This is a genomic window from Acinetobacter sp. 40AMC3-4, from assembly GCF_049898185.1.
In the GTDB taxonomy this organism is placed as follows: domain Bacteria; phylum Pseudomonadota; class Gammaproteobacteria; order Pseudomonadales; family Moraxellaceae; genus Acinetobacter.
The window spans coordinates 351,624-373,173 of sequence record NZ_JAFCXG010000001.1; the positions used below are offsets into that span (position 1 = coordinate 351,624).

General features: G+C 41.3%; 21 protein-coding genes and 7 tRNA genes. 11 read left to right on the forward strand and 17 right to left on the reverse strand.

Annotation, left to right across the window (positions count from 1 at the left end):
- Positions 1 to 62: 62 nt before the first annotated feature.
- From ACP7BU_RS01720 to ACP7BU_RS01730, 3 genes are all read left to right on the forward strand, one after another.
- The gene (locus tag ACP7BU_RS01720) at positions 63 to 464 is read left to right on the forward strand and encodes a DUF3144 domain-containing protein (protein ID WP_004280011.1); all 402 of its coding nucleotides are present in this window, start codon (positions 63 to 65) and stop codon (positions 462 to 464) included.
- 117 nt (positions 465 to 581) lie between these two features.
- A complete protein-coding gene (locus ACP7BU_RS01725; protein ID WP_425878073.1) occupies positions 582 to 1,652 on the forward strand; it encodes an amidohydrolase family protein in 1,071 nt (356 codons plus the stop codon).
- 34 nt (positions 1,653 to 1,686) lie between these two features.
- Positions 1,687 to 1,947, forward strand: coding sequence for a hypothetical protein (locus ACP7BU_RS01730; RefSeq protein ID WP_425878071.1), 261 nt, complete (start codon positions 1,687 to 1,689; stop codon positions 1,945 to 1,947).
- 65 nt (positions 1,948 to 2,012) lie between these two features.
- Here the strand turns inward: ACP7BU_RS01730 and ACP7BU_RS01735 are convergent, their stop codons facing one another.
- Together ACP7BU_RS01735 and ACP7BU_RS01740 are read right to left on the reverse strand one after the other, a co-directional pair.
- Positions 2,013 to 4,784: a M16 family metallopeptidase gene (locus ACP7BU_RS01735; protein ID WP_425878069.1), complete on the reverse strand. Its 2,772-nt coding sequence runs from the start codon at positions 4,782 to 4,784 to the stop codon at positions 2,013 to 2,015.
- Between the two features lie 144 nt (positions 4,785 to 4,928).
- Entirely contained in the window at positions 4,929 to 5,750 is an 822-nt protein-coding gene (locus ACP7BU_RS01740; RefSeq protein ID WP_253147462.1) for a PhzF family phenazine biosynthesis protein, read from the reverse strand.
- Between the two features lie 119 nt (positions 5,751 to 5,869).
- On the opposite strand from ACP7BU_RS01740, the gene ACP7BU_RS01745 reads away from it, so the two are divergent.
- The 3 genes from ACP7BU_RS01745 to ACP7BU_RS01755 all read left to right on the forward strand — a co-directional run bounded on the left by ACP7BU_RS01745 (position 5,870) and on the right by ACP7BU_RS01755 (position 8,211).
- Entirely contained in the window at positions 5,870 to 6,457 is a 588-nt protein-coding gene (locus ACP7BU_RS01745; RefSeq protein WP_253147463.1) for a flavin reductase family protein, read from the forward strand.
- Positions 6,458 to 6,574: 117 nt separating this feature from the next.
- Positions 6,575 to 7,309 carry a hydroxyacylglutathione hydrolase gene (gloB, locus tag ACP7BU_RS01750; RefSeq protein ID WP_253147464.1) on the forward strand — a complete coding sequence of 245 codons (735 nt, stop codon included), beginning with the start codon at positions 6,575 to 6,577 and terminating at the stop codon, positions 7,307 to 7,309.
- A gap of 500 nt (positions 7,310 to 7,809) precedes the next feature.
- Complete coding sequence (locus tag ACP7BU_RS01755; protein ID WP_425878066.1) at positions 7,810 to 8,211, forward strand: YkvA family protein; 402 nt, start codon at positions 7,810 to 7,812, stop codon at positions 8,209 to 8,211.
- 240 nt (positions 8,212 to 8,451) lie between these two features.
- Here the strand turns inward: ACP7BU_RS01755 and ACP7BU_RS01760 are convergent, their stop codons facing one another.
- Entirely contained in the window at positions 8,452 to 8,724 is a 273-nt protein-coding gene (locus tag ACP7BU_RS01760; protein WP_005107282.1) for a hypothetical protein, read from the reverse strand.
- 433 nt (positions 8,725 to 9,157) lie between these two features.
- On the opposite strand from ACP7BU_RS01760, the gene ACP7BU_RS01765 reads away from it, so the two are divergent.
- Positions 9,158 to 9,361: a hypothetical protein gene (locus tag ACP7BU_RS01765; RefSeq protein WP_004280022.1), complete on the forward strand. Its 204-nt coding sequence runs from the start codon at positions 9,158 to 9,160 to the stop codon at positions 9,359 to 9,361.
- A 150-nt stretch (positions 9,362 to 9,511) separates the two neighbouring features.
- Here ACP7BU_RS01765 and ACP7BU_RS01770 read toward each other — a convergent pair.
- The 9 genes from ACP7BU_RS01770 to ACP7BU_RS01810 form a co-directional block, all read right to left on the reverse strand.
- Positions 9,512 to 9,596: transfer RNA gene (locus tag ACP7BU_RS01770), tRNA-Leu, on the reverse strand.
- A 39-nt stretch (positions 9,597 to 9,635) separates the two neighbouring features.
- A tRNA-Trp gene (locus ACP7BU_RS01775) sits at positions 9,636 to 9,709 on the reverse strand.
- Positions 9,710 to 9,744: 35 nt separating this feature from the next.
- Positions 9,745 to 9,829 (reverse strand) — tRNA-Leu (locus ACP7BU_RS01780).
- Positions 9,830 to 10,209: 380 nt separating this feature from the next.
- Positions 10,210 to 10,295, reverse strand: a tRNA-Leu gene (locus ACP7BU_RS01785).
- A gap of 367 nt (positions 10,296 to 10,662) precedes the next feature.
- Positions 10,663 to 10,747 (reverse strand) — tRNA-Leu (locus ACP7BU_RS01790).
- 39 nt (positions 10,748 to 10,786) lie between these two features.
- Positions 10,787 to 10,860, reverse strand: a tRNA-Trp gene (locus tag ACP7BU_RS01795).
- A 35-nt stretch (positions 10,861 to 10,895) separates the two neighbouring features.
- Positions 10,896 to 10,980, reverse strand: a tRNA-Leu gene (locus ACP7BU_RS01800).
- A 107-nt stretch (positions 10,981 to 11,087) separates the two neighbouring features.
- Complete coding sequence (locus ACP7BU_RS01805; protein WP_425878064.1) at positions 11,088 to 11,909, reverse strand: protein kinase domain-containing protein; 822 nt, start codon at positions 11,907 to 11,909, stop codon at positions 11,088 to 11,090.
- Positions 11,896 to 13,407 carry a DUF3336 domain-containing protein gene (locus ACP7BU_RS01810; protein WP_425878062.1) on the reverse strand — a complete coding sequence of 504 codons (1,512 nt, stop codon included), beginning with the start codon at positions 13,405 to 13,407 and terminating at the stop codon, positions 11,896 to 11,898. Before ACP7BU_RS01810 ends, ACP7BU_RS01805 begins: the two co-directional genes overlap by 14 nt.
- A gap of 188 nt (positions 13,408 to 13,595) precedes the next feature.
- On the opposite strand from ACP7BU_RS01810, the gene ACP7BU_RS01815 reads away from it, so the two are divergent.
- Positions 13,596 to 14,468, forward strand: coding sequence for an ATP-binding protein (locus ACP7BU_RS01815; RefSeq protein ID WP_004280026.1), 873 nt, complete (start codon positions 13,596 to 13,598; stop codon positions 14,466 to 14,468).
- Positions 14,458 to 14,871 carry a DUF6176 family protein gene (locus ACP7BU_RS01820; RefSeq protein ID WP_004646620.1) on the forward strand — a complete coding sequence of 138 codons (414 nt, stop codon included), beginning with the start codon at positions 14,458 to 14,460 and terminating at the stop codon, positions 14,869 to 14,871. The genes ACP7BU_RS01815 and ACP7BU_RS01820 overlap by 11 nt, the downstream gene beginning before the upstream one ends.
- A gap of 101 nt (positions 14,872 to 14,972) precedes the next feature.
- Here ACP7BU_RS01820 and ACP7BU_RS01825 read toward each other — a convergent pair whose 3' ends face one another.
- From ACP7BU_RS01825 to tsaD, 3 genes are all read right to left on the reverse strand, one after another.
- Complete coding sequence (locus ACP7BU_RS01825) at positions 14,973 to 16,016, reverse strand: hypothetical protein (protein ID WP_425878574.1); 1,044 nt, start codon at positions 16,014 to 16,016, stop codon at positions 14,973 to 14,975.
- Positions 16,017 to 16,504: 488 nt separating this feature from the next.
- Positions 16,505 to 17,464 carry a sensor domain-containing diguanylate cyclase gene (locus tag ACP7BU_RS01830; RefSeq protein ID WP_425878059.1) on the reverse strand — a complete coding sequence of 320 codons (960 nt, stop codon included), beginning with the start codon at positions 17,462 to 17,464 and terminating at the stop codon, positions 16,505 to 16,507.
- Between the two features lie 204 nt (positions 17,465 to 17,668).
- A complete protein-coding gene (tsaD, locus tag ACP7BU_RS01835) occupies positions 17,669 to 18,685 on the reverse strand; it encodes a tRNA (adenosine(37)-N6)-threonylcarbamoyltransferase complex transferase subunit TsaD (RefSeq protein ID WP_004280030.1) in 1,017 nt (338 codons plus the stop codon).
- A gap of 147 nt (positions 18,686 to 18,832) precedes the next feature.
- Here tsaD and rpsU point away from each other — a divergent pair, with 147 nt between their 5' ends.
- A complete protein-coding gene (gene rpsU, locus ACP7BU_RS01840) occupies positions 18,833 to 19,048 on the forward strand; it encodes a 30S ribosomal protein S21 (RefSeq protein WP_001136722.1) in 216 nt (71 codons plus the stop codon).
- 33 nt (positions 19,049 to 19,081) lie between these two features.
- Positions 19,082 to 19,528 carry a GatB/YqeY domain-containing protein gene (locus ACP7BU_RS01845; protein ID WP_004280076.1) on the forward strand — a complete coding sequence of 149 codons (447 nt, stop codon included), beginning with the start codon at positions 19,082 to 19,084 and terminating at the stop codon, positions 19,526 to 19,528.
- A 72-nt stretch (positions 19,529 to 19,600) separates the two neighbouring features.
- Here the strand turns inward: ACP7BU_RS01845 and ACP7BU_RS01850 are convergent, their stop codons facing one another.
- Both ACP7BU_RS01850 and ACP7BU_RS01855 read right to left on the reverse strand, forming a co-directional pair.
- Positions 19,601 to 19,960 (reverse strand): hypothetical protein, encoded by a 360-nt coding sequence (locus tag ACP7BU_RS01850; RefSeq protein WP_005107293.1) that lies wholly within the window; start codon positions 19,958 to 19,960, stop codon positions 19,601 to 19,603.
- 107 nt (positions 19,961 to 20,067) lie between these two features.
- Entirely contained in the window at positions 20,068 to 21,510 is a 1,443-nt protein-coding gene (locus ACP7BU_RS01855) for a M48 family metalloprotease (RefSeq protein ID WP_425878053.1), read from the reverse strand.
- Positions 21,511 to 21,550: the final 40 nt, after the last annotated feature.

The window sequence follows — 21,550 nt, forward strand, 5'->3', positions numbered from 1 at the left end:
TTAGTTTCTGCAAGGCTTTGCCTATAATTAACGATTGAGATTTTAGTGTTAGGAACAAATTCATGGTTCAAAAGATTGAAGCAACCGATGTAACCGAAGAAGAAGCGTTAAATGCGGCATTCTTTGAACGTGCTGATGAATTTATTCAACAAGCCAACGAGTTTTGTCGCGTAGAAAAAGGCTCACAGGAAAAACCGAGCGATAAGCGCGGTCAAGTCAGTGCGGCGATGTTATTTGGTACTGCCCGTTTCAATACCTGGGTGGCAGCAAATAATTTTAAAGATGGCAACGAGATGCGTGATGCCAAAGATCAGGTCATGTCTTATATCTTGCAGCAATTTCAAATGATGCTGGAAGATAACTATGATGAATATTGTGAACAGTTCGAAAACTATTTACGTTTCCGTCACAATGAAGAGTTTCATGCCAACAAGCATAATCATGATCACAAGCACGATCATTGATTAAATACGAAAAGCCCCACGGGGCTTTTTTTATTTGTTGTCATTTATCATATTGACTTTGAAATGATTTTTACCCTATATAAATTGAATAATAAATAAACGAAAACAAGGCATAGCATGCAGCAACTTCCCTTTCCGATCATTGACCCGCATATTCACCAATGGGATCCGTATAACACGCCACATGCGGCAGCGCTCGCGGTCAAGCTGTTCGGCAAGCACCCCAGATTGCTGGACAAAATGGTGCGGCTGCTAAAACCTAAAGATGTAATTGAGACCATTGGACTGACTCAGCATCTGACCGCCCCTTATCTGCCTGCGAATTACAAGAAAGATCTTGGGCATTACGAAATCAAACAAATTGTACATGTCGAAGCCAGCTGGCATGATCAGAAAGGTACAGGCGTGGTGGATGAAACCCATTTTATCGCCGGACTTCCTTTTGATCAGCATAATATCCGGCTAGGTGGGATTGTCGCCACGGCGGACCCACGACAGAAGAACTTCAAGCAACTGATTCAACTACATCGAGAAGCTTCTCCCAAGTTTCGCGGCATCCGTAAAATGGCTGCGGTACATCCGGATAAAGGGATTCATGCCTGGATCAATGAACCGCATCTCTATCGCAACAAAAATTTTCTGAAAGGCTTTGAGGAACTGGCCAAGCAAGATTTAAGCTTTGATGCCTGGGTATATTCTCCCCAGATTGCGGATGTTACTGCGCTGGCCAAAGACTTTCCAAACACCCCTATTGTGCTGGATCATCTGGGTACGCCCGCAGGTTTATTTGGCAAGGTGGGCAAAGCTACAGGCAAGACTGAACAAGATCGCGCCCAGATATTTGCAGACTGGAAAGATCAGTTGACAGAACTGTCTGAATGTCAGAATGTATCGACCAAAATGTCTGGTCTGTTTATGCCCGTTTTAGGTCATGATTTTCATCAGCAGAAACGGCTGGCAAGTAAACAGGAATTAGTGGAACGTGCAACTCCCTTGATCCAGCATGCTTTAGACTGCTTTGGTTCTAAACGCGTGATGTTTGCATCCAACTTTCCAATGGACAGTGTCAGCAGCTCACTCACCAATATTATTGATGCCTTTAGCGATATTGTACAGGACTACAATGAAAATGCGTTAAAGCCGATCTTTTATGAAAATGCTAAAGCGTTTTATAAATTAGAAGAATAAGAGTCTGGATCCTTAAAAAAGGAGGAAAATACATATGCTCTGGGAAGAAATGATCGCTAGTCCCTTGTCAGAAAAGCTTTTATATACTTGCTTGGTGATCTGTTTTAGTGGAATCGCATCCTACTATTACCAACATATGATCCACTTACCCTTTAATAAAGATATCGCTTTAGGATCAATCTTGGTATCAGGTGATATTTTCCTTTTTCTCTTTGCCACTTTCTGGTGGAGCTTGCCCTGCGCTGTATTATCTGGTGTTTTAGGTGGAATCCTGTTCACCAGAAAAGTTACTTAAATTGGGCTTTTAATAATATGGTAAATAAAAAAACCCCCTCATTTGAGGGGATTTTTTTATCAACACTATGATGTTTTAACTTGCTTACCATACTGATCAGCCATCACTTCAACCAGCTGGTCCGGCTTGATGTATTTTTTGATCATGGCATCAATATCGGCTTTGCTCAGTTGAGCAATCGCCTGATCACGTTTTTCCCGGTAAACCAGATTACGGTCTTTTTCCAGCTGTGGAATCAACATAGTGTGAATACGGCGATCATCTTCGAGTGCAGTTAAACGCTGTTTCAAGATACTGGCTTTTGCCGCTTCGACTTCCTGTTCAGTCACGCCACGTGTCAGCAGTTCATTGAGTACCTTATGCACTGCCTGAGAAACCTGTGCGGATTTTCCAGCCGTATAATTGGCACTAATCATTATGGCGCCCACATCTGCCCATTCATCGAGTTGCACATCTGCACTAAAACCATAGACTAGTGCATTTTTCTCGCGTAGCTCTTGTGCCAGTCGTGACGATAACTGTGAATCACCCAGAATATATCGAAATACCTGTAATGCAAGTGCATCGGCATGATCTGCGCCGACCGGCATGCTCATGAATGCCTCATAACTCCCGAATTCACGCTGCTCAGACAACGCATGAATTTTCTGGGCTGGATAGCTTCGATATTCCGATTTCAGACGCTCATAAGGCTGTGCAGCTTTCCAGTCTGAAAAACTGTTTTTCAGTACATTTTGCATCGATTTCGGATTAAATTCGCCCGTAACCGCTATTTGCGCATGCTGGGTTTTTAAAAACTGCTGATACAGTGCCATAACCTGTTCGCGAGTCGCTTTCTGATACTGTTTTTTGGCCAATTCCGGCTCGAAATGAAAACGCAGATCGCCAGGCTGATAAATCTCGATCGTTCGAGCCATCGTCAAGCTCGACACGGTATCTGGTTCAGTATAAGGACGATCCAGACTGGATAAAGTCTGCCCCTTGATTAAATCAAACTGACTTTGCTCAAATGCCGGCGTTTTCAGCACATCAACCACATACTGGAAAAACTCCTCAAACTTTTCTTTTTTGGCGCTGATCTGCAAGGTCAGGCCATTGCCGGATGCACCGGCAGTTGCCGAACCACCTACTTCAATAATTTTATCGGCAATCTGCTGCAAGCTTTGAGTTTTCGATGAGCGCAACATTAAATAAGCGGTCAGATCCAGAATCTCGCCTTTATTCATCAGGCTTTGTGCAGTACCAAAATCCAGTGAAATTGTGGCATAAACCTTGTCATCGCGGGTAGTCGTCGGAAACAACGCGTATTTAATGCCATTTTTCAACTTGCCACGCTGAATCTGTTTGTCTTTACTGTACAAATACTGTTTGGATTCCTGGACATATTGCTTCACTTCAGCCTGATAAACACTGACATCTTTCAGTGGCTCTTCTGCTTCAGTCTGTTGATCCAGAGTTTTTGCCGGTGCTTCTGTTTGTGCCAGTTCCTGCGCTTTTTTCTGATCTTCCGGGGTAGGTAAAATATTGCCAGAAATACGGTATTCAGGTTTTAAAAAATTCTTATAGACCTGATTGACCTGATTCACATTCAGGTTTTGAATCGCGCTCAGATCTTTAAAATACTGGCTCCAGTCACCCGAATACGCCACTGCATAATCACTTAAACGTGAACCTAAAGCAGTCGCACTATTTTTAATATTGTCGGCCTGATTTCGGGTCAGATTTTTAGCCCGGTTTAATTCTGCTTCGGTAAATGGCTGGCTCTTTTCTACGCCTTGGATCAGCCCCTTTTCAATATCCTGTGCCTGATGATTCGGAGCATAGATTGCTCCCATAAACACCAGATTAAAGTCTTTATCCAGCCAGGTACTGGATTGCACCGCTGTTGACTTCCCAGTTTCCACCATATTCTGATAGAGATGTCCACTTGGCTGCAAAGTATAGAGCGTTGGCGAAACAGCCAAAGCCGTTTTAATGCTTTCTTCGGATTGATTCAAATAAAGATTAAACTTGGCCAGATCACTGCCTTTTCGCACGGTAAATTCACGCTGTTTAATCTGTTCCGGTTTAAGCGCTGGGACTTTCACTTGCACTGGTACACTTCTGGACTGAATCGGACTGAAATGTGTATCCAGCTGTTTTAACACCTCGGCCTTGTCAAACTTGCCTGAAATGACCATAAAGGCATTATTCGGTGCATACCAATTACGGTAAAAACGGTTTAATTCCTGCATATTAATGGATTGCAGTTCATTCAGGTCACCAATGGGCAAACGGCCTAAATACTGATTACCATAGGCCGATTTAAATACCTGATCGATCAATACCGAAAATGGCTGGTCCAGCCGGATTTCACGCTCGCGTTTTACAATATCAATTTCAGTCGGTACATATTTTTCCTGAAGCACCAGCTTGTCCATGCGTTCGGCTTCCAGAAAAATGACTTCACTTAATGCTGTTTTTTCAGGACGGATCACATTGGTATATTTGGTCGAGTAATAGTCGGTACTGGCATTGGTCATTAAGGTGTATTGATCCAGTCGGCGCTGGAACTCATCCCCTTTGACATTTTCTGTACCTTTAAAGGCCAAATGTTCCAGCAGATGGGCCAGCCCGCCCTTACCTTGAGGATCGTTCAGGGAACCGGTCAGATAGACCGTATTCATAAAAATCTTATTTTCTTTATCATTCGGTGCTAGAATAATGCGCAGTCCATTATCCAGTCGGTATTCTTCAATATTCTGTTCCGTTTTCACCAAAACAGGCTGTGCAAAACTTAGTACACTACAGCCAGACAATATAATAGCCAGACTTAAATTTTTATAACGTAGCAACATTCTTCATCCAAATTATAAATATAAATTTTTATTCGCGCCCATCTTAGAGAATGATTCTTTTTCTGAATAATCTATTCCAAGCCGAACCATCAAAATAACATGTCGCCTCACCTGACGACATGTAGATCTATGTAATTATGAAAATTAAAGATAAATTTCAGCCTGCATATATAGCTTGCCGTAACCGGAAATTTCAATTCGGTCCTGATCTTGCAAGGCACAATACAGTACACCACCACGTGCTGATGCCTGATAGGCGACCAGTTCATTTTTACCCAGTTTTTCGGCCCACAGCGGTGCAATTCCGGTGTGAATTGAACCTGTTACCGGATCTTCATTGATTCCATTACTCGGTGCAAAATAACGTGAAATACAGTCATATTGCGTATCTTGTGTGGTGATTGCGACATCTAGAAAGGTATTTTGAGCAGTAATTGCTGTACGCTTGCCATTCAACTGTTTAAGCAGTTCAAAATCGGGGGTTTCATCCAGCACATCTTGTACCGATTCATATTCAATAATATAGCCCTGCGCGTTCAGATAAACCTGTTTAAATGGTTTATTTAAGGCCTGTCTTAAGGCCTCAGGATATTCAACAACAGGCTCTGCACGACGGATTGGAAAGTTCATTCTGATCTTGCCATCCGCATCCTGCCGGACCACAAAGATGCCAAAATCTTTCACATGAAAATGAATCGTTTTCCCTGTATCAAACTGATTGAATAATACAAAGCTACTGGCCAGTGTCGCATGACCACAAAAATCCACTTCCTTGGTTGGCGTAAACCATCGAATGGCATAATTATCGCTATCGATGACTTTAACAAAAGCCGTTTCAGACAGATTATTTTCCAAGGCGATATTTTGCATCAGACCATCTTCGAGCCATTCATCCAGCACAATCACGGCTGCGGGATTGCCTTTAAACAGTTCCGTGGTAAACGCATCGACCTGGTACATTTTCATTTTTTGAATTCCTGAATATAACGATCTCTAGTTTAAAAGCTTTTTTGCAAGAATGAACTTGAATATGTTAATGATCTCATTAATCTAGCCTATTAAATAAATAGAGCAAATGGTGCTGCATGACACACTCCCATATTCAAAGTGTTCTTTTAGAAAAAGCTTATCGTCTGATTACCCATGGCCCTACTGTACTGGTGTCTGCTCAAGATCAACAGGATACAGATGTTATGGCAGCAGCCTGGGCATGCGCACTGGAATTCAGCCCCGCCAAAGTGACTGTGGTTCTGGATAAAAGTACCAAAACCCGAAATATTATTGAAAATTCAGGTTATTTCGCGCTGCAAATTCCGACACTGAAACAACTGAATATGGTCTATCGTCTGGGTACGCAAAGCTTGCATGATGTGCCGGACAAACTGGCACAATCCGGAATAGAACTATTTCATTTTTCTGGTTCTGATATTCCTGTAGTACAAGGTTGTGCGGCCTGGATACTTTGCGAGCTGATTCCTGAGCCGCATAACCAGCAAATGCATGACCTGTTTATAGGCAAGGTGATTGCAGCATATGCCGATAATCGGGTCTTCCGCGACGGCCACTGGCATTATCATGAGGTGGATGAAGAATGGAAAAGTATTCATCATGTAGCCGGCGGGCATTTTTATACCATTGGCAATGCGGTGAGCATTGATGATCCAGCATCATAAATTTTTCAAATTTGGGATAAATGAAAATAATCGAGGATAATCAGATGATATCGACAAGCCCCAGAGCATCCGAAATTATGCTACTTTATCTTTAATCTTCATTTGGTCTGATGCGCTATGATGCCTTTTAAAATTCACTGTATTGATGTCCAGAATTCACTGCAAAATTATATCTGGTTGCTTGAACATACCGTGTCACATCAGGTGGCCGTGATTGACCCAACTGAAGCAGAATTGGTGCAAAACTATTGTGCCGAACACGGTTTAACTGTAAGTCAAATCTGGCTGACGCACTGGCATAAAGACCATATTGGTGGTGTGCCGGGGTTAATCCAAGGAAAAAATCTGCCTGTGTATGGCCCACGGGCAGAACTGAGCAAAATTCCGTTTATCACCCATCCGCTTGAGCATGAAGAACAGTTTAATTTTCATGGGATAGATATCCAGGTAATTGCTGTGCCGGGACATACATTAGGCCATATTGTTTATTTTATTGATGCAATTGATGTGCTGTTCTGCGGCGATACTTTATTTGCCATGGGCTGTGGCCGGGTTTTTGAGGGTACTTATTCACAGATGTATCATTCACTGTCACGTCTGGCTGCCTTGCCGCCGCGCACGCAGGTGTATTGCACTCATGAATACACCTTGTCGAATGCACAGTTTGCCAAACACGTCGAACCAGATAATCCTGAAATTCTGGAACGTTTCGAACATATTGAGCGTTTACGTATGCTAGGCCAGTGCACGCTACCAAGCAGTATTGAAGATGAATTGCAAACTAATCCTTTTCTGCGTGCAGAAAGCGTGGAAGAATTCCAGCGCTTAAGAACTCTCAAAGATCAGTTTTAAACGGGATTCAAAGCTGAAGATCAATCTTCAGCCGACTCACTTTTTTTTCATTTGCGATGCATAGAATGTCATTGAAAGGCACGTACAACTTTTACACAAGTCGGAGTAAGTTGAACCTCCATCTAAAAAATGTCTTTCTGTGCCATTTTTCCTTTCTTATAATCAACCACGTCCCCTATTTTTTAGGAACCAATTTCAGTTCTAACATATGAAATAATGACTCACAAAAAATAGGATAATGTTTATTAAAATTAAATAAATTCACGGAATATTGCTTAAATAATCAACATGGAACCTAATAAATTATTTAAAAAGCCCAATTTACTTGAATTGGGCTTTTAAAAAACTATAAAGATATGATTTATATATAATAAAAAATAGAATTTCGGATAACGTGTATTATGTTAATTCTAGAAAATCGTAATAGGATAATAAAAATCTATATTGTTTTAAGAAAACTCTCTTATGATTAAATCTCTATAGTTCTTTTAATATTTGCTATGTATCAAAGAATCAAACAATGGGCTAAATCAATTAAAAAAGATATCTTGGTTGTTTGGCTTATTGCAAAAGACAAGCGAACGCCCAATTCTATAAAGTTTTTAGCTTTAATTATTGCTGCCTATGCCTTCTCACCAATTGATTTAATTCCAGATTTTATTCCCGTACTTGGGTATTTAGACGATATTATTGTTGTACCTTTAGGTATTTTATTAGTTATCAAGCTTACCCCACAAAACATTATAGATGATTGTAGAATTCTTGCAGAAACCTTAGTTGAAAGGCCTATAAACCGTTGGGGAGCAGGAATTATTATCCTGATATGGCTTGTAATATTGGGATATTTAACCATGTACTTCATGAACGATTCACTGTCTATACTGTCTATTTTTAACAAGTGAGATTTAGATACCCTCTCTCATTTGCACCCATTTAATATAATGGGCATTATTCAAAATTAAACTGTAAACCAAAATAGAAATAAAATGTCTGCTTTCAGAGCATGACATTAGTTCTGTCGTTCAACTTTAAAAGTGACATTGGCCATGTCGATCCCGAATGATGATATGTAGGATAGCAGTAACTAGTTTCTTGGATTCTATTCACTAAAACTGACAACGTATGTATCGCATGAAGCAATGTTAAAGAATCTGGTTACTTTGTGCATAAGTATCCAGTTCACCTTGAGTCACGACACGCACCGCCTGCATTTCATCAATACGTACCAGTAGCAAGCCACCTAAAGCAGGCTGATAACGACGGGCACTGCCGAAAGGCGTATAGGCCACTTTCGACTGAATACTAAAGCTCAACCAGTCTTCATGTCCCAACATCACAGCAACCGGATCAAGTCCCTGCTGCTGCATTAATTCAATTTGCTGATTCACATAGTCTTCAATGGTTAATTCAGTCATGGTGCGGGTATTCAGTTTGAGAATTACATTTCGAACAGTATAAAGCATGCAAATCGAGCTTAAGGTCAGAAAACCAGCAGCCAGTTTTCTTTTAATAAATAAATCGATTAGATTTTAATTTTCTCATTGTAGATCTGAAATTTTCTATTTCATACGGTTGATAAAATTAGAAAATAACCTGTTTCGCTAATAAGCTATTGAATTAGAAAATTAATTATCCAAATTTATAGCTTATAAAAACTTAATATTTAGTTACAACCTATTCAATATGATAAAAATCATTTACTTAACGTTTAAATTGATTTTTTCTTAATCAACCGATGTTCACTATATACGCAAATTCATTTAAATTAATTTAAATAAAGGCATTTGCCCTTTAAAAGATAATTTTTCACCCTTATTTAAGATTTAACAATGATGAAGGAGTGATCTCGTGAAAAAAGTGGTTAAAGCGAAAAATTTGATTGCATTTCGACTATGGTTAGAAAAATTGGGATATTCGGTACGCACCCTGGCGGATGATCGTGGTTTCAGTTTCAGTTTCAAGAAAGAATATGGCCTGGTGACCTGTGATCTGGCAGGTAATGCCTTGGCACTACAACTAGGCGAGGAATTTGAAGATCATTTAAAAGCCTGATTGCTTCTTTAAGAACAGAAAAATAAATTAATCTTTCCACTGATTTAACAGCGCTATTCTCCAGTTATTCAGCCCATTTCGATGGGCTTTTCTTTGTTCAGTAAATTTTAGGCAATAAAAAAGCAAGGCATCTGCCTTGCTTTAATATGATGGTGGGGACGGAGAGACTCGAACTCTCACACCTCGCGGCGCTGGAACCTAAATCCAGTGCGTCTACCAATTTCGCCACGTCCCCATCAGGGTACCAACTTAACGTTGGATTTCTTTCAAACTTTGGCAGAGGATCAAGGATTCGAACCTTGACGAACGGTTTTGGAGACCGTCATGCTACCATTACACCAATCCTCTACTTCCACCCAATATCCAGTTGCCCAAATATAGATTGGTGGGGACGGAGAGACTCGAACTCTCACACCTCGCGGCGCTGGAACCTAAATCCAGTGCGTCTACCAATTTCGCCACGTCCCCAATGGCTGTGTATATTATAGAGATAGACCGACATTGACAAGCGATTTTACAAGCAATCACAATCTATTCCGCTATAAAATAAACAGTTAGTTCTATTTTTTAATTTTTTATAAAATTTCTGCCGAAAATTTGATTCATTTTAGGATATGACTGCCCATTCGTTATTTTTAATCATTTCGATTCAATTCCAGCATTTTAAATTAAAACTCAAATGAATTTCTAATCTTGATCAACATAGGCATTCAGAATACTGAAACTATTATTGATAAATAATGTCTGAACCAGTGCTTGAAATCAGAATACAATACCGCATAAATAACAACAGCTTTACGAAATTTCAGGCAATAAAAAAGCAAGGCACTCGCCTTGCTTTAATATGATGGTGGGGATAGAGAGACTCGAACTCTCACGCCCAGAAGGCGCTGCGACCTGAACACAGTGCGTCTACCAATTCCGCCATATCCCCATGGCTGTGTATATTATAGCGATCAGACCTGATTCACAAGTAGTTCTGCAAAAAGCTAAATACTTTTATATCAAAAATTAAGCAGTTAATTCATTATTGAGCAAATAATGCTCTATTTAGACCAACATATAAAATTGATGAACACAATGGAACTGATCCATATGACATTTAAATTATTCAATATGCAGATTGCATGCAATACCATGAAATTTGCTAAAGTTCTGCCCTTGCATGATCATTCGCTGGAGAATTTAAATCCAGAACGCATTGATGTTCATCAACCATGACAGCAAAAATCTGGTACTAAAAAACCGCCCTTAAATTTCAGGCAATAAAAAAGCAAGGCATTTGCCTTGCTTTAATATGATGGTGGGGACGGAGAGACTCGAACTCTCACACCTCGCGGCGCTGGAACCTAAATCCAGTGCGTCTACCAATTTCGCCACGTCCCCATCAGGGTACCAACTTAGCGTTGGATTTCTTTCAAACTTTGGCAGAGGATCAAGGATTCGAACCTTGACGAACGGTTTTGGAGACCGTCATGCTACCATTACACCAATCCTCTACTTCCACCCAATATCCAGTTACTCAAATATTGATTGGTGGGGACGGAGAGACTCGAACTCTCACACCTCGCGGCGCTGGAACCTAAATCCAGTGCGTCTACCAATTTCGCCACGTCCCCAATGGCTGTGTATATTATAGAGATCATTTCCAGCTGACAAGCCGTTTATCATAAAAAAACACTCGTTTGATTAAATAAGAAACAATTCAAGTTTTATTGTATTTTTCTCATTCAATTTCAGTCATTAAGTAGTCTTTCACAGCTTGAAAATCGGCCAATCTATGCTGCTTCTGCTTACTTAACATTTCTTCTAATAAGCCTTGAAAAGCCTGTAAGTGCTGCGGTAACTCAACTTTCAGACGCTGACAATGCAAAAAGGCCCAATCCAGATAATCTGTCGCCTGTAAACGCTGACCACTCAACCACTCATAAAAAATAACACCCAAAGCATAAACTTCACTTTGTAGGCTCTTGGCTTGGCCTTGGAACAGTTCCGGCGCCATATAACGCGGTGTCGCATTCAGTTCATGCAGGTCATTCTGATGGAGTATTTGGACATGCTCAAAATCAAGCAGGCAGACCCTGCCCTGATTATTTACAAAATGTTCCTGCTTTAAATCGGCATGCAAATAACCCAATTCTTGCAGGCAGATTAAAGGCTCCACAGCTTGCAGCAAATGTTGCCGAATTTGCGTGATGGATTGCTGATGCGGCATGATCTGAAAATGCGCCGGCGCATCGACCAGAATTAAGGCCTGCTCAAATTGTTCATGATTGATCTTGAAAGGCTGTTGAATAATTTGATGTGGAAGGAAAAAATTTAGATCACCTGAGCTGGCATGAGCCTGATAAAAATCCAGCTCATGTTGCCAGCCTAGTTCAGCATGTGGAGATGATATTAAACTATCAGATCTATGCGATATCTGGGTTTTTAGCCAGAGCGCATTTCCCTTGGCATAATAAAGACGCCGACCAAAACCCAGACTACCGGCTTTGGTTCGTAGTTCAAAATCAGAAATATCGAGATGATCTAAATTAAGTCGTGGCAATGTATTCAGGTATTGAATTAAGTGTATGCTGATAATTTAGCAGCTCCAGACAATGCTGAATAGTTTTCCCGACCCGTTCCTGAGTCTCAATGAGGGAGATTTTTGGCCAAGTAGCCCGCTCCCCTTCACGCTGTAAAATTTTAAACAGATACGGCCGCGGATTTTGCAACATATAGCTATAGTGGCGTAGGCTATATTTACCGACAATATTCACATCACCATAATAACGCTGGTCAACTACACCATAGCCATGATCCAGTAGACGGCGTACAGGAGGCAAGCTACCGGCATGTTCCCGGGCGAAATCCATCATTCCTTTGGTAATCACCGCGCCCTGACGGCGAACAATTCGTTGTGGCCAGCTCAAAGTACCTTTACGGAAACGTGAAATATCATCCTGCATGAATGGCACGATATGCGGGTTGGTCTGACTGGCAATGGTATAATTAATATTATACAGGCGTGCCATTTTCTCCTGCGGAAAATCACTGCGCACGCTGCCATCCACCCAGCGGGTTGAACCCATATAAGGCGTATATTGACCATCATAGCGCTTACTGGTCAAACGAACCGGTGGAAACAGAACCGGCACCGCACAAGACGCCAGTACCGCACTCCAGACCAGCAAATCCGGAGAAGTATAGGCATTTAAAATGCGTGCATCCTGTCCAGCATCATAAGGTGCAACCGCAATATTGATATGCAGACCTGAGGTTTTGAGTGCTTCTTCGAAGGTCAGATCACCCAGATTTTCGACCAGAAATTTTTTTAGATATTTTACATCCGCCAGACCACCATTACCTTTCATCAATTCACTCATGGTGCGGAAATGAAAAGCTTCATGAAAGAAATTATGGCCTTTCAAAATATCAATATATTGCGAAGGTTTGGATACACCTAACATGGCGGTCATGATGGCACCCGCACTTGAACCGGACATTACCTTCGGCAACAAGTCCTGCTCCATTAAGGCTTTGCATACACCAGTATGAAACAGACCCAGCGTCGAACCACCGGAAAACATCAGGGCTGGCTGGCCATAGGCGCGCTGACAATACTGAAAATATTCGATTTTTTCTTCCATACTGAGACAGGTACAGTCTATTGAAGCAATATAGGCTAAGCCTTGGCTGACTTCTTCGACATAATCTTCAATAATTCTTTTAGTGCCCACATAGGCTTCGGTAAACAGTAGAGGATGGGCAATGTTGGCAATATCGTAGCTCAGGCCTTCGCGCAAAATATACATCAGGTCACGGGTGCGCTTTTGTTGTCGATAGCGTCGTAATTTACCCAGACGATGTGCGATCACTTCTGCATCAAAGTAGGGTGAACTGTTATCAAATTTCCATTCCTGTGCACCTGATTCTTCATCTATTTTCAGGGCAATATATTTCCATTCCTCATAGGACTCAGCCTGTTGCAGCTGCTGCTTGAGCTTTTTAATACGATAGGCCTGATGTGGATTAATATCCTGAGTAAAATCTTTAAACAGCATCTGCCTTTTCCCTATATTTATTCTTGATACAGCTCGTACCCAGAGCCAGAAAATGTGTACAAATTTTCTATCCTCTACAATAACGAAAATTCTCTACTTTAAGCAAATTATCATACTTTTCTGGCTTTGACTGTGAATTTTGCAATGGTACTATCTTAGCCATAATTTTAAATCTGTAATGTTAAATCATGGCGAAAATTGAGTTACCTGACCATATTTTAAATGCCCTTTCGACTGTTCTGCAGCAACTTCAGCAAAGTCTGCCCGAACTAAAACAAATTCCTGATTTTTCTGCTCATGCCTATAAATGGCAACATGGTGAACTCAAACCTATTCATCAGCTTAGACAGATGGAACTGGCCGATTTAAAAGGGATTGAGCGACAAAAAGAAAAAGTCATCCAGAACACGTTGCAGTTTTTAAACGGCTTACCTGCCAATGATGTCTTACTGACCGGTTCACGCGGTACGGGTAAATCCTCCATTGTTCGTGCCCTACTCACCGAGTATGCAGATCAAGGGTTACGATTAATTGAAATCGAACGGGATGATTTATCCGATCTGCCTCAAATTCAGCAACTCATTGCAGAGCGTCCAGAGAAGTTCATTGTCTACTGTGATGATCTGGCCTTTAATGCCGAAGATGAAAATTATCGCAGTTTAAAGAGTGTTCTGGATGGTTCTTTACAGTCCGGTTCCAGCAATTTTGTGATTTATGCGACCAGTAACCGTCGTCATTTATTACCCGAATTCATGCATGAAAATACGCCCGTTACCCGAGTTGATGTGCCGCAATATACTGAATTACATCCTCAGGAAGCGATTGAAGAAAAAATTTCACTGTCTGACCGCTTTGGTTTATGGCTGTCTTTCTATCCAATGGATCAGAACCTGTATTTGGAAATTGTCGAACATTACCTCAAAAAGGCAGGCATGGAACTCACGCCAGAAACCCGTGCTGAAGCCCTACGCTGGTGTCAGGCACGCGGTCAACGTTCAGGACGTGCTGCCTATCAGTTTTCCAAGCACTGGATTGGTTCAACCCAACTAAATGCCTCTTAACAACTTAAAAGCGACCGGCTCAGGTCGCTTTTTTCATATAAATCATTTATATAATGATGATACTCAAAAGAAAATTAAAATTATGGATGTCGGCGCAGTTCTCATTCAACTTAAGCCCTTACACATGCAGCAAGTTCATGACTGGCAGCGTACTTTGAAAGCACGTCAAGACGAAGTAATTGAAACGCTTAAGGCTGAACAGGTTCATGTCGAGTCCTGGTTTTATCTGCAACTTCATGGTCAGGACTATTTGATTGCATATATGCGCGCCGACAATATTCAAAAAGCGCAAAATATTGCAAAACTCAGTACTTTCCCAATTGACCAAGTGCATAAACAGTTTAAAACTTCATGGCAAGCGGTTTATCCCGCCGAATTGTTATTGGATGCTACAGTTACCTGATTTATTAGCACGGCTATTCAAAATAGTTTTGTAATAAAGACTTCTCCCCAATCAATAATAAAAAAAGCCCTGGAAATACAGGGCTTTTTTGACATCTCGAATTATTGTTTATCACCGATAATGGTAGACCATAGCAGGTCATCAATTTCACTGCCATTGAAATAAACAGTAGCCTTCAATGATTCAGGCTGGTTCTGTTTGACCTCAATTACCTGATCATCGCTGTCCTTAATTCTAAGCACGCCCTCTTTTGGCAAATGCTTATAGTTATTTAATACGGTTTCATCCATTTTAAATGGTGTCGTGGTATTAAAATCAAAACTGTAACGATAATCTGTCAGATCAGGCTGACCGATAATCGTACCACGACTGGTTAAGGTACGAATCCCATTACTGCCACTGCCATAATCATCGACCAAGCTGTAATTATAATTACGCACCTGCAGATATTCTTTGCTCTTTGTATCAAACGCGATTCCAGAAGTACCTGCCTGACCGGTCTCGGCGATACGCTGGAATTCCAACTGATCGATTTGATAAGATTCGGATTCACCCATGTTATTTTTGGTTTTACGATGCACAATTGTGCCAGAAATCAGGTAGTCGTCCTTGAGATTAAAATCTACATTTGAACCATAACGGACATTGCTAAAGCTTAAAGTCGTCGTGTCACCATTCACCGTCTGAGTAATGTTTGAGCCTTTACGGTAAGTTTTATCCAGAATAATACAGTTATCTTTATCTGTTTTTAATTTCAGGGTTTTGACCGAACCAGTGGTATTGACTTCCGAACAGATCAGATTTGGATATTTAATACTATTGATGCCCAGATTATAAATTTTGATGATACGTGCAGTACGCCCATAAGGATAATCTGCAAATACTTCTCCAATCATGTGACCTAGAGCAACGTTATAGTCGGTATCATTACTGGTATTTCCGGAAATTTTATCTCGAATTTTGTCTACAATGTCCTGATCTTCAAGCAGGACAAATTCCTCTGAAAGCTCAGAGGAAATACTTTCTTTCGGAACATTTGGAGGTGTAGTGACAGTAGGACTGTCTGAGCTACTTCCCCCACCACCACAGGCACTCATTAAACCCGAGACAAGAGCGAGTCCAAAGATAGAAATCTGCTTTTTTATAAAATTTATTCCCTAAAATTTCTTTGCATTTTTATTTGGTGATCACTAAAGATTGGCCATCTCGAAACTGAACAGCTCAAATGCTATTTCTGCCGGTAATGTTTTTTCTTGGCAACCAGTTTTATCCTTAGATAGCGCTTTATTTTTAAACAAAGAAATTTTTGGTTCTGTAATTTTAATGTATATTTCAAACAACAATTATCATAAGAAATGAAGTGCTTATTTGAAGCTCGCTCCTTACCAGAGTCACTTTTCAACACGATTAAAGCGCATTTAATTAGGTCAATTTACTTTGCAACAAAGCTTATAAAATTTGTAATGGTTAAGTTAAAGATGGATTGAATTTTCTTTTTATGGAGAATCATGTTCAACTTCTACACATAGGAATGAAGGAGAATATTAAAAGATAGGATGACTTTAGAACATAGAAAATGATCATTTTTATAATATGAAATACTTAATTATTTACAGAAGATTTAAAGCGTCAATTATTTTAGATTGGTCACGGATTCACTGAATTTTTTCCGACGCTTATATTCAAACATGTTCTGATCCGCTTGTGCGAGCGCTGCAAATAAACCATGACCAGGATGACGCATCGCCATACCAATCGCTGCGCCAATGTTTGCTGCTGCAAAGGCATTAATTAAACGATCCACTAAACTTTCAGTACCCGTTTCATCATTTTCCACGCTAAGAATCACAAACTCATCACCACCGAAACGAGCAACAATATCATTGATCCGTACATTATCTCGTAATATTTGCGCTGCATTTTGAATCAGTTTGTCACCTTCATCATGACCTAAATTATCATTCACTTTTTTTAGGTCATTCAGGTCAATAAATAATACAGCGGCGGGATGACCATATTGCTTGCAACGCTCTTCTTCTGCTCGCAGCAGTTTTTCCCAAGCGCGACGATTATATAGCCCGGTCAATTCATCTTTACTGGCTTCTTCCTGCAATAATTCATGCTGTCTCATCTGCTCACTCTGACGTAATTCTGCCTGCAAGATCGAACTGAGTAATTGTCCCAACAACTCGACCAGTTGTATATCTTGCACAATAGCTTCTGATTTGGTTTCTGGATCAATCGCACAGAGCGTTCCAAACAAACTGCCATCTTCTTTAAGGAGTGGCTGACCAATATAAGATTTTATACAGACCTGCTGATTAATCGGCGCTGTGGCATATAAAGGAATTTCTTCAGAGCGAGGTGCAATTCTCGGGGCCTTACCTGCGACCATATGAGAACAAAAAGAATCAGCCCACTGAAACACTTGGCCGGGTCGTATATCATAACCATGGTCTTCACTTTGCAGCACAATCCAGTCTTGGCCTTCTACCCGGGTAATCATCCATAAATCAAAGCCAAAATGCTGATGCAGAAACTTTAATACTGCCTCTCCAGCATCCTGAAAACTTTTGAAATTTATATTTTCCATCCGAGATTGCCTCTGCTACAAACCTGTAAAAATATGCATGATATAAACTTAAGCTATTAAACTATTTTTCCGGTTTCAATAGAATATACAAGCTCTAAATACAGCTATAAAACTATATATTTACAACATACCGTTGCTATAAGTTTTCATTTAAAAATTCACAATAAAAAAGAGGCCTTAGCCTCTTTTTTTCAAGCCTGAAATCTATGCCTCTGTCGGATTAGTCAATTCCGTCATTGGCCAGCGTGGTGTGGTGGTCACCGCCAAGCCATCATGCTGCCCTGCTTTTAAACGCTGATAGCCCGCAAAAGCAATCATTGCACCATTGTCTGTACAGAGTGCAGGTTCAGCATAATAAACAGATGCACGGATCTTGGCTAAATCTGCTTCTAAACGCTCACGTAAACGCTTATTGGCACTGACACCGCCCGCAATCACCAGACGTTTAAGCCCCGTTTGCTTCAATGCTTTCACCGACTTTTTCACCAGAGTATCGACAATGGCTTCCTGAAAACTGGCAGCGATGTCGGCATCGCGGTTTTCATCACCCAGTTTTTTCATCTGTACAGAAACTGCCGTTTTTAGACCACTGAATGAGAATTCCAGACCTTGATGCAGCATTGGGCGTGGGAATGCAAATGCATTTGGATCGCCCTGTTCCGCCAATTTAGAGATATTCGGACCGCCCGGATATGGCAAGCCCATCATTTTCGCGACTTTATCAAAGGCTTCGCCTGCCGCATCATCAATGGATTCACCGAGCAATTCATACTGGCCAATGCCATAAGCAGCCATGAGCTGAGAATGTCCACCCGATACCAATAATGCAACAAATGGAAACTCAGGCGGAGTTTCTGACAACAAAGGTGCCAGCATATGACCTTCCATATGATGCACACCAATTGCGGGTTTATTCAGTGCAAAGGCCAAAGTACGACCAAACAATGCGCCTGTCATGAGTGCGCCCATCAGACCCGGGCCACGGGTATATGCGACTGCATCAATTTCTGATTTTTTCACGCCGCTCTGTTCAAGCAGCTCATTGATGAGTGGAATCAGTTTACGCACATGATCACGTGACGCCAGCTCTGGAACTACACCGCCATATTCTGCATGCAGTTTAATCTGGCTATAAAGCACCTGTCCGCGCAAACCCAACTCGCTGTCATACAGCGCAAGTCCTGTTTCATCACACGACGTTTCCAAGCCTAAAACGATCATTAAACTGCCTATAACCTGTATCAATTCTATTGCAGCAACTATTATAGACTTGTGGTATGAGATGTAAATGAGTAAAATACTGACCTTCACTTGTGATTGAGGGCAATTCAGCCCGAGATCTTACCCTAACTGATATGAGGATTCTTCATGCCACAAGTTAAATTGAAAGAAGGCGAGCCAGTAGACGTAGCTATCCGTCGTTTCAAACGTTCATGCGAAAAAGCGGGTGTTCTTGCTGACGTACGTAAGCGTGAATTCTACGAGAAACCAACTCAAGAACGTAAGCGCAAAAAAGCTGCTGCTGTTAAACGCTACCAAAAGAAATTGGCGCGTGAATCAGTACGTACGACTCGCCTTTACTAAGATTAATTTGTGATTGATTGCCTTGAATAAATAATGACGACTTTAAAAGACCAAATCACGGATGTTTTGAAAGCAACAATGCGTGCCAAAGAAATGTCCAAGCTGACGGTCATTCGCAGTCTACAGGCAGCAATTAAGCAAATCGAAGTCGATGAGCGCAAAGAACTTGACGACGCTCAGGTTCTTGCGGTCATTGAAAAACAAATTAAACAACGTAAAGAATCGGTTAAAGCCTTTGCAGGCGCTGGCCGAGATGATTTAGCTAGTAAGGAACAAGCCGAAATTGAGATTTTGTCTCAGTTTCTACCAGAAGCTATGACTGAGGAAGAACTTGATTCCATGATTGCGCAAGCTATTGCAGCGCAACAAGCTACTAGCATGAAAGATATGGGTAAGGTGATGAATTCTCTGCGTCCGCTCATAGCCGGGCGCGCCGATCCTGCACAAGTTTCCGCCAAAATCAAAGCGCAACTTGCTTAATCCCTACTTTCTAGCATCTTGTCTTTAACGTTGAACTGCCTTTAATCATCAAAGACAGTTCTTGACGTATTCTCATTGCAAATTACAATCGACCTGATAACGCTTAAGTAATTGCATCTCTTTCGACGATTTCACTTCTACAATTACATCCCGTTTACTCATATTTTGAAACTGACGATCCAGATAAGGACGATTCTGGTCAGCGGCCTGATATAAACGATCAACATAACGTCCTACAATTCCACAAAATTTTGCATTCTGCTCAGGACTAAATCCCTGTTGCTGCGGATTTAAACCACTTAAAAACTGACGCGATTCCTTTTTATAATCCGCATTAATTCGTTCTATTGCTTCTACATATTCAACTGCACTCGCAGCAAAAACCCCATAACTCCACCCCAGTAGACACACGCCCAATAGTATTTTTTTCATATTATGCTTCAGTTTGATTCACGCTGATCTTTCAAAAAGATTGTAGCCTGATTGAATATATTCTTGCTATATCATCCTGATACAAAAACTTAAAACCCAGTTCAGCTTTAAATCTTATATTGATGTGCCTGCTGCATCTGCTTCAGACGCTGGCGAATGGTGGACGATAAAGATTGATTATTCTTTACGCTACGCTGTGCATGTAATAATGATTTGATGGCAGTTTCTTCATATCCTGACCAATATTCTACTTCTGCACGATAGCGCAGCACATTAGCAGCCTTAATCGGCGAATCTGGCTCTGCATTGGCAGCCAGTTGCATTAGTCGCCAGCCACTGACATCCCGTGAATTGGCATTTAGAAATCGCTGCACTAAAACTTTTGCTTTATCGGGTTGCTTGGCGCGAATCAGCACTTCTGCATATTTATAATTGAGCGCTCGATTTTCCGGCATGATCCGCGCTGCTGACGCTACACTTTCCAAAGCTGCATCAAGCTGGTTCTGAGCTAAATAAATATCAGTCTGGAATAAAACCTGTAAAGGATGCATCTGGTTATGCTTTTTTGCTCGATCTAAAGTGGCCTGCGCGGCCTGGAAATCACTTTGCTGTATTCGATAGGCAGTTAAGGCAAGCTGGCCTGCAAAATTATTTTGCCGGTCCATCAGGATAAGCTGCTCTGCATTGGTCTGACCAGACAATACCCTGCTATACCACTTGATAATGTCAAAGTCTTGGTCATTGAGACTGCGTTTCACCGCAGGAAGCTGGTTGGCACGTAAACGTGCTTCACTCATACGCTCGGTGGTGAGTGGATGAGTGAACCAGAAATCCGGCAGAAAGCTTAAGCGGCTGGTCGAGCGATGCATGACCTCAAAGAAATCTGCCATACTATGCGGGTTATAACCGGAACGATACATATATTGCATACCAATCCGGTCTGCCTCACGCTCCTGATTACGGCTATAGGTAAGCTGTTTATCCAGAAGTGCTGCCTGTGAACCCATCATGACCGCTGTGCCGACATCGCCATCTGCCTGAGAAGCGACCAAAGCACCGATGAGAATTCCGGCTAGCGCCAGTAAACCTTGCCCTTTAAATGCATCCTGAGAGCGACTGTAATGACGTTGTGTGACATGTGCAATTTCATGCGCCATCACTCCTGCCACTTCATCCATGTTTCGGGCTGAATTAATCAGACCAGCATTAAGTGCAAAGAGGCCACCCGGTACGGCGAAAGCATTAATTTGGGGATCATTAATGACCAGCAAACCGATCGGCTGTTGCAATTGAGTCTGACTCAGGATATGAGAAAATACTGAAAGCAACTGATCTTCAAGCCATGGATTTTGCAGGACCGGCATTTGTTTATGCACTTCACGATAGACTTTTTCACCGATCATTTTTTCTTTTTGTTGATCGAGTAAGCCGACGCCTGTACCAATATCAGGCACAGAAAATTGTACATTTACTTGATTAAAATCATGGTTAGAGCCGTGCCCTGCTACCATATACAGACTTAAGCCACACGCCAGCGCCAATCGTTTCAATGAAAAATCTCTAATCCTGCCGATCTAATTTATCTTGAAT

Bases quoted from the DNA above. Each gene is read 5' to 3' on its own strand.
- ACP7BU_RS01720 (WP_004280011.1), top strand. From the start codon at position 63: ATGGTTCAAAAGATTGAAGCAACCGATGTAACCGAAGAAGAAGCGTTA.
- ACP7BU_RS01725 (WP_425878073.1), top strand. From the start codon at position 582: ATGCAGCAACTTCCCTTTCCGATCATTGACCCGCATATTCACCAATGG.
- ACP7BU_RS01730 (WP_425878071.1), top strand. From the start codon at position 1,687: ATGCTCTGGGAAGAAATGATCGCTAGTCCCTTGTCAGAAAAGCTTTTA.
- ACP7BU_RS01735 (WP_425878069.1), bottom strand. From the start codon at position 4,784: ATGTTGCTACGTTATAAAAATTTAAGTCTGGCTATTATATTGTCTGGC.
- ACP7BU_RS01740 (WP_253147462.1), bottom strand. From the start codon at position 5,750: ATGAAAATGTACCAGGTCGATGCGTTTACCACGGAACTGTTTAAAGGC.
- ACP7BU_RS01745 (WP_253147463.1), top strand. From the start codon at position 5,870: ATGACACACTCCCATATTCAAAGTGTTCTTTTAGAAAAAGCTTATCGT.
- gloB (WP_253147464.1), top strand. From the start codon at position 6,575: ATGATGCCTTTTAAAATTCACTGTATTGATGTCCAGAATTCACTGCAA.
- ACP7BU_RS01755 (WP_425878066.1), top strand. From the start codon at position 7,810: ATGTATCAAAGAATCAAACAATGGGCTAAATCAATTAAAAAAGATATC.
- ACP7BU_RS01760 (WP_005107282.1), bottom strand. From the start codon at position 8,724: ATGACTGAATTAACCATTGAAGACTATGTGAATCAGCAAATTGAATTA.
- ACP7BU_RS01810 (WP_425878062.1), bottom strand. From the start codon at position 13,407: ATGCTGTTTAAAGATTTTACTCAGGATATTAATCCACATCAGGCCTAT.
- ACP7BU_RS01815 (WP_004280026.1), top strand. From the start codon at position 13,596: ATGGCGAAAATTGAGTTACCTGACCATATTTTAAATGCCCTTTCGACT.
- ACP7BU_RS01820 (WP_004646620.1), top strand. From the start codon at position 14,458: ATGCCTCTTAACAACTTAAAAGCGACCGGCTCAGGTCGCTTTTTTCAT.
- ACP7BU_RS01830 (WP_425878059.1), bottom strand. From the start codon at position 17,464: ATGGAAAATATAAATTTCAAAAGTTTTCAGGATGCTGGAGAGGCAGTA.
- tsaD (WP_004280030.1), bottom strand. From the start codon at position 18,685: ATGATCGTTTTAGGCTTGGAAACGTCGTGTGATGAAACAGGACTTGCG.
- rpsU (WP_001136722.1), top strand. From the start codon at position 18,833: ATGCCACAAGTTAAATTGAAAGAAGGCGAGCCAGTAGACGTAGCTATC.
- ACP7BU_RS01845 (WP_004280076.1), top strand. From the start codon at position 19,082: ATGACGACTTTAAAAGACCAAATCACGGATGTTTTGAAAGCAACAATG.
- ACP7BU_RS01850 (WP_005107293.1), bottom strand. From the start codon at position 19,960: ATGAAAAAAATACTATTGGGCGTGTGTCTACTGGGGTGGAGTTATGGG.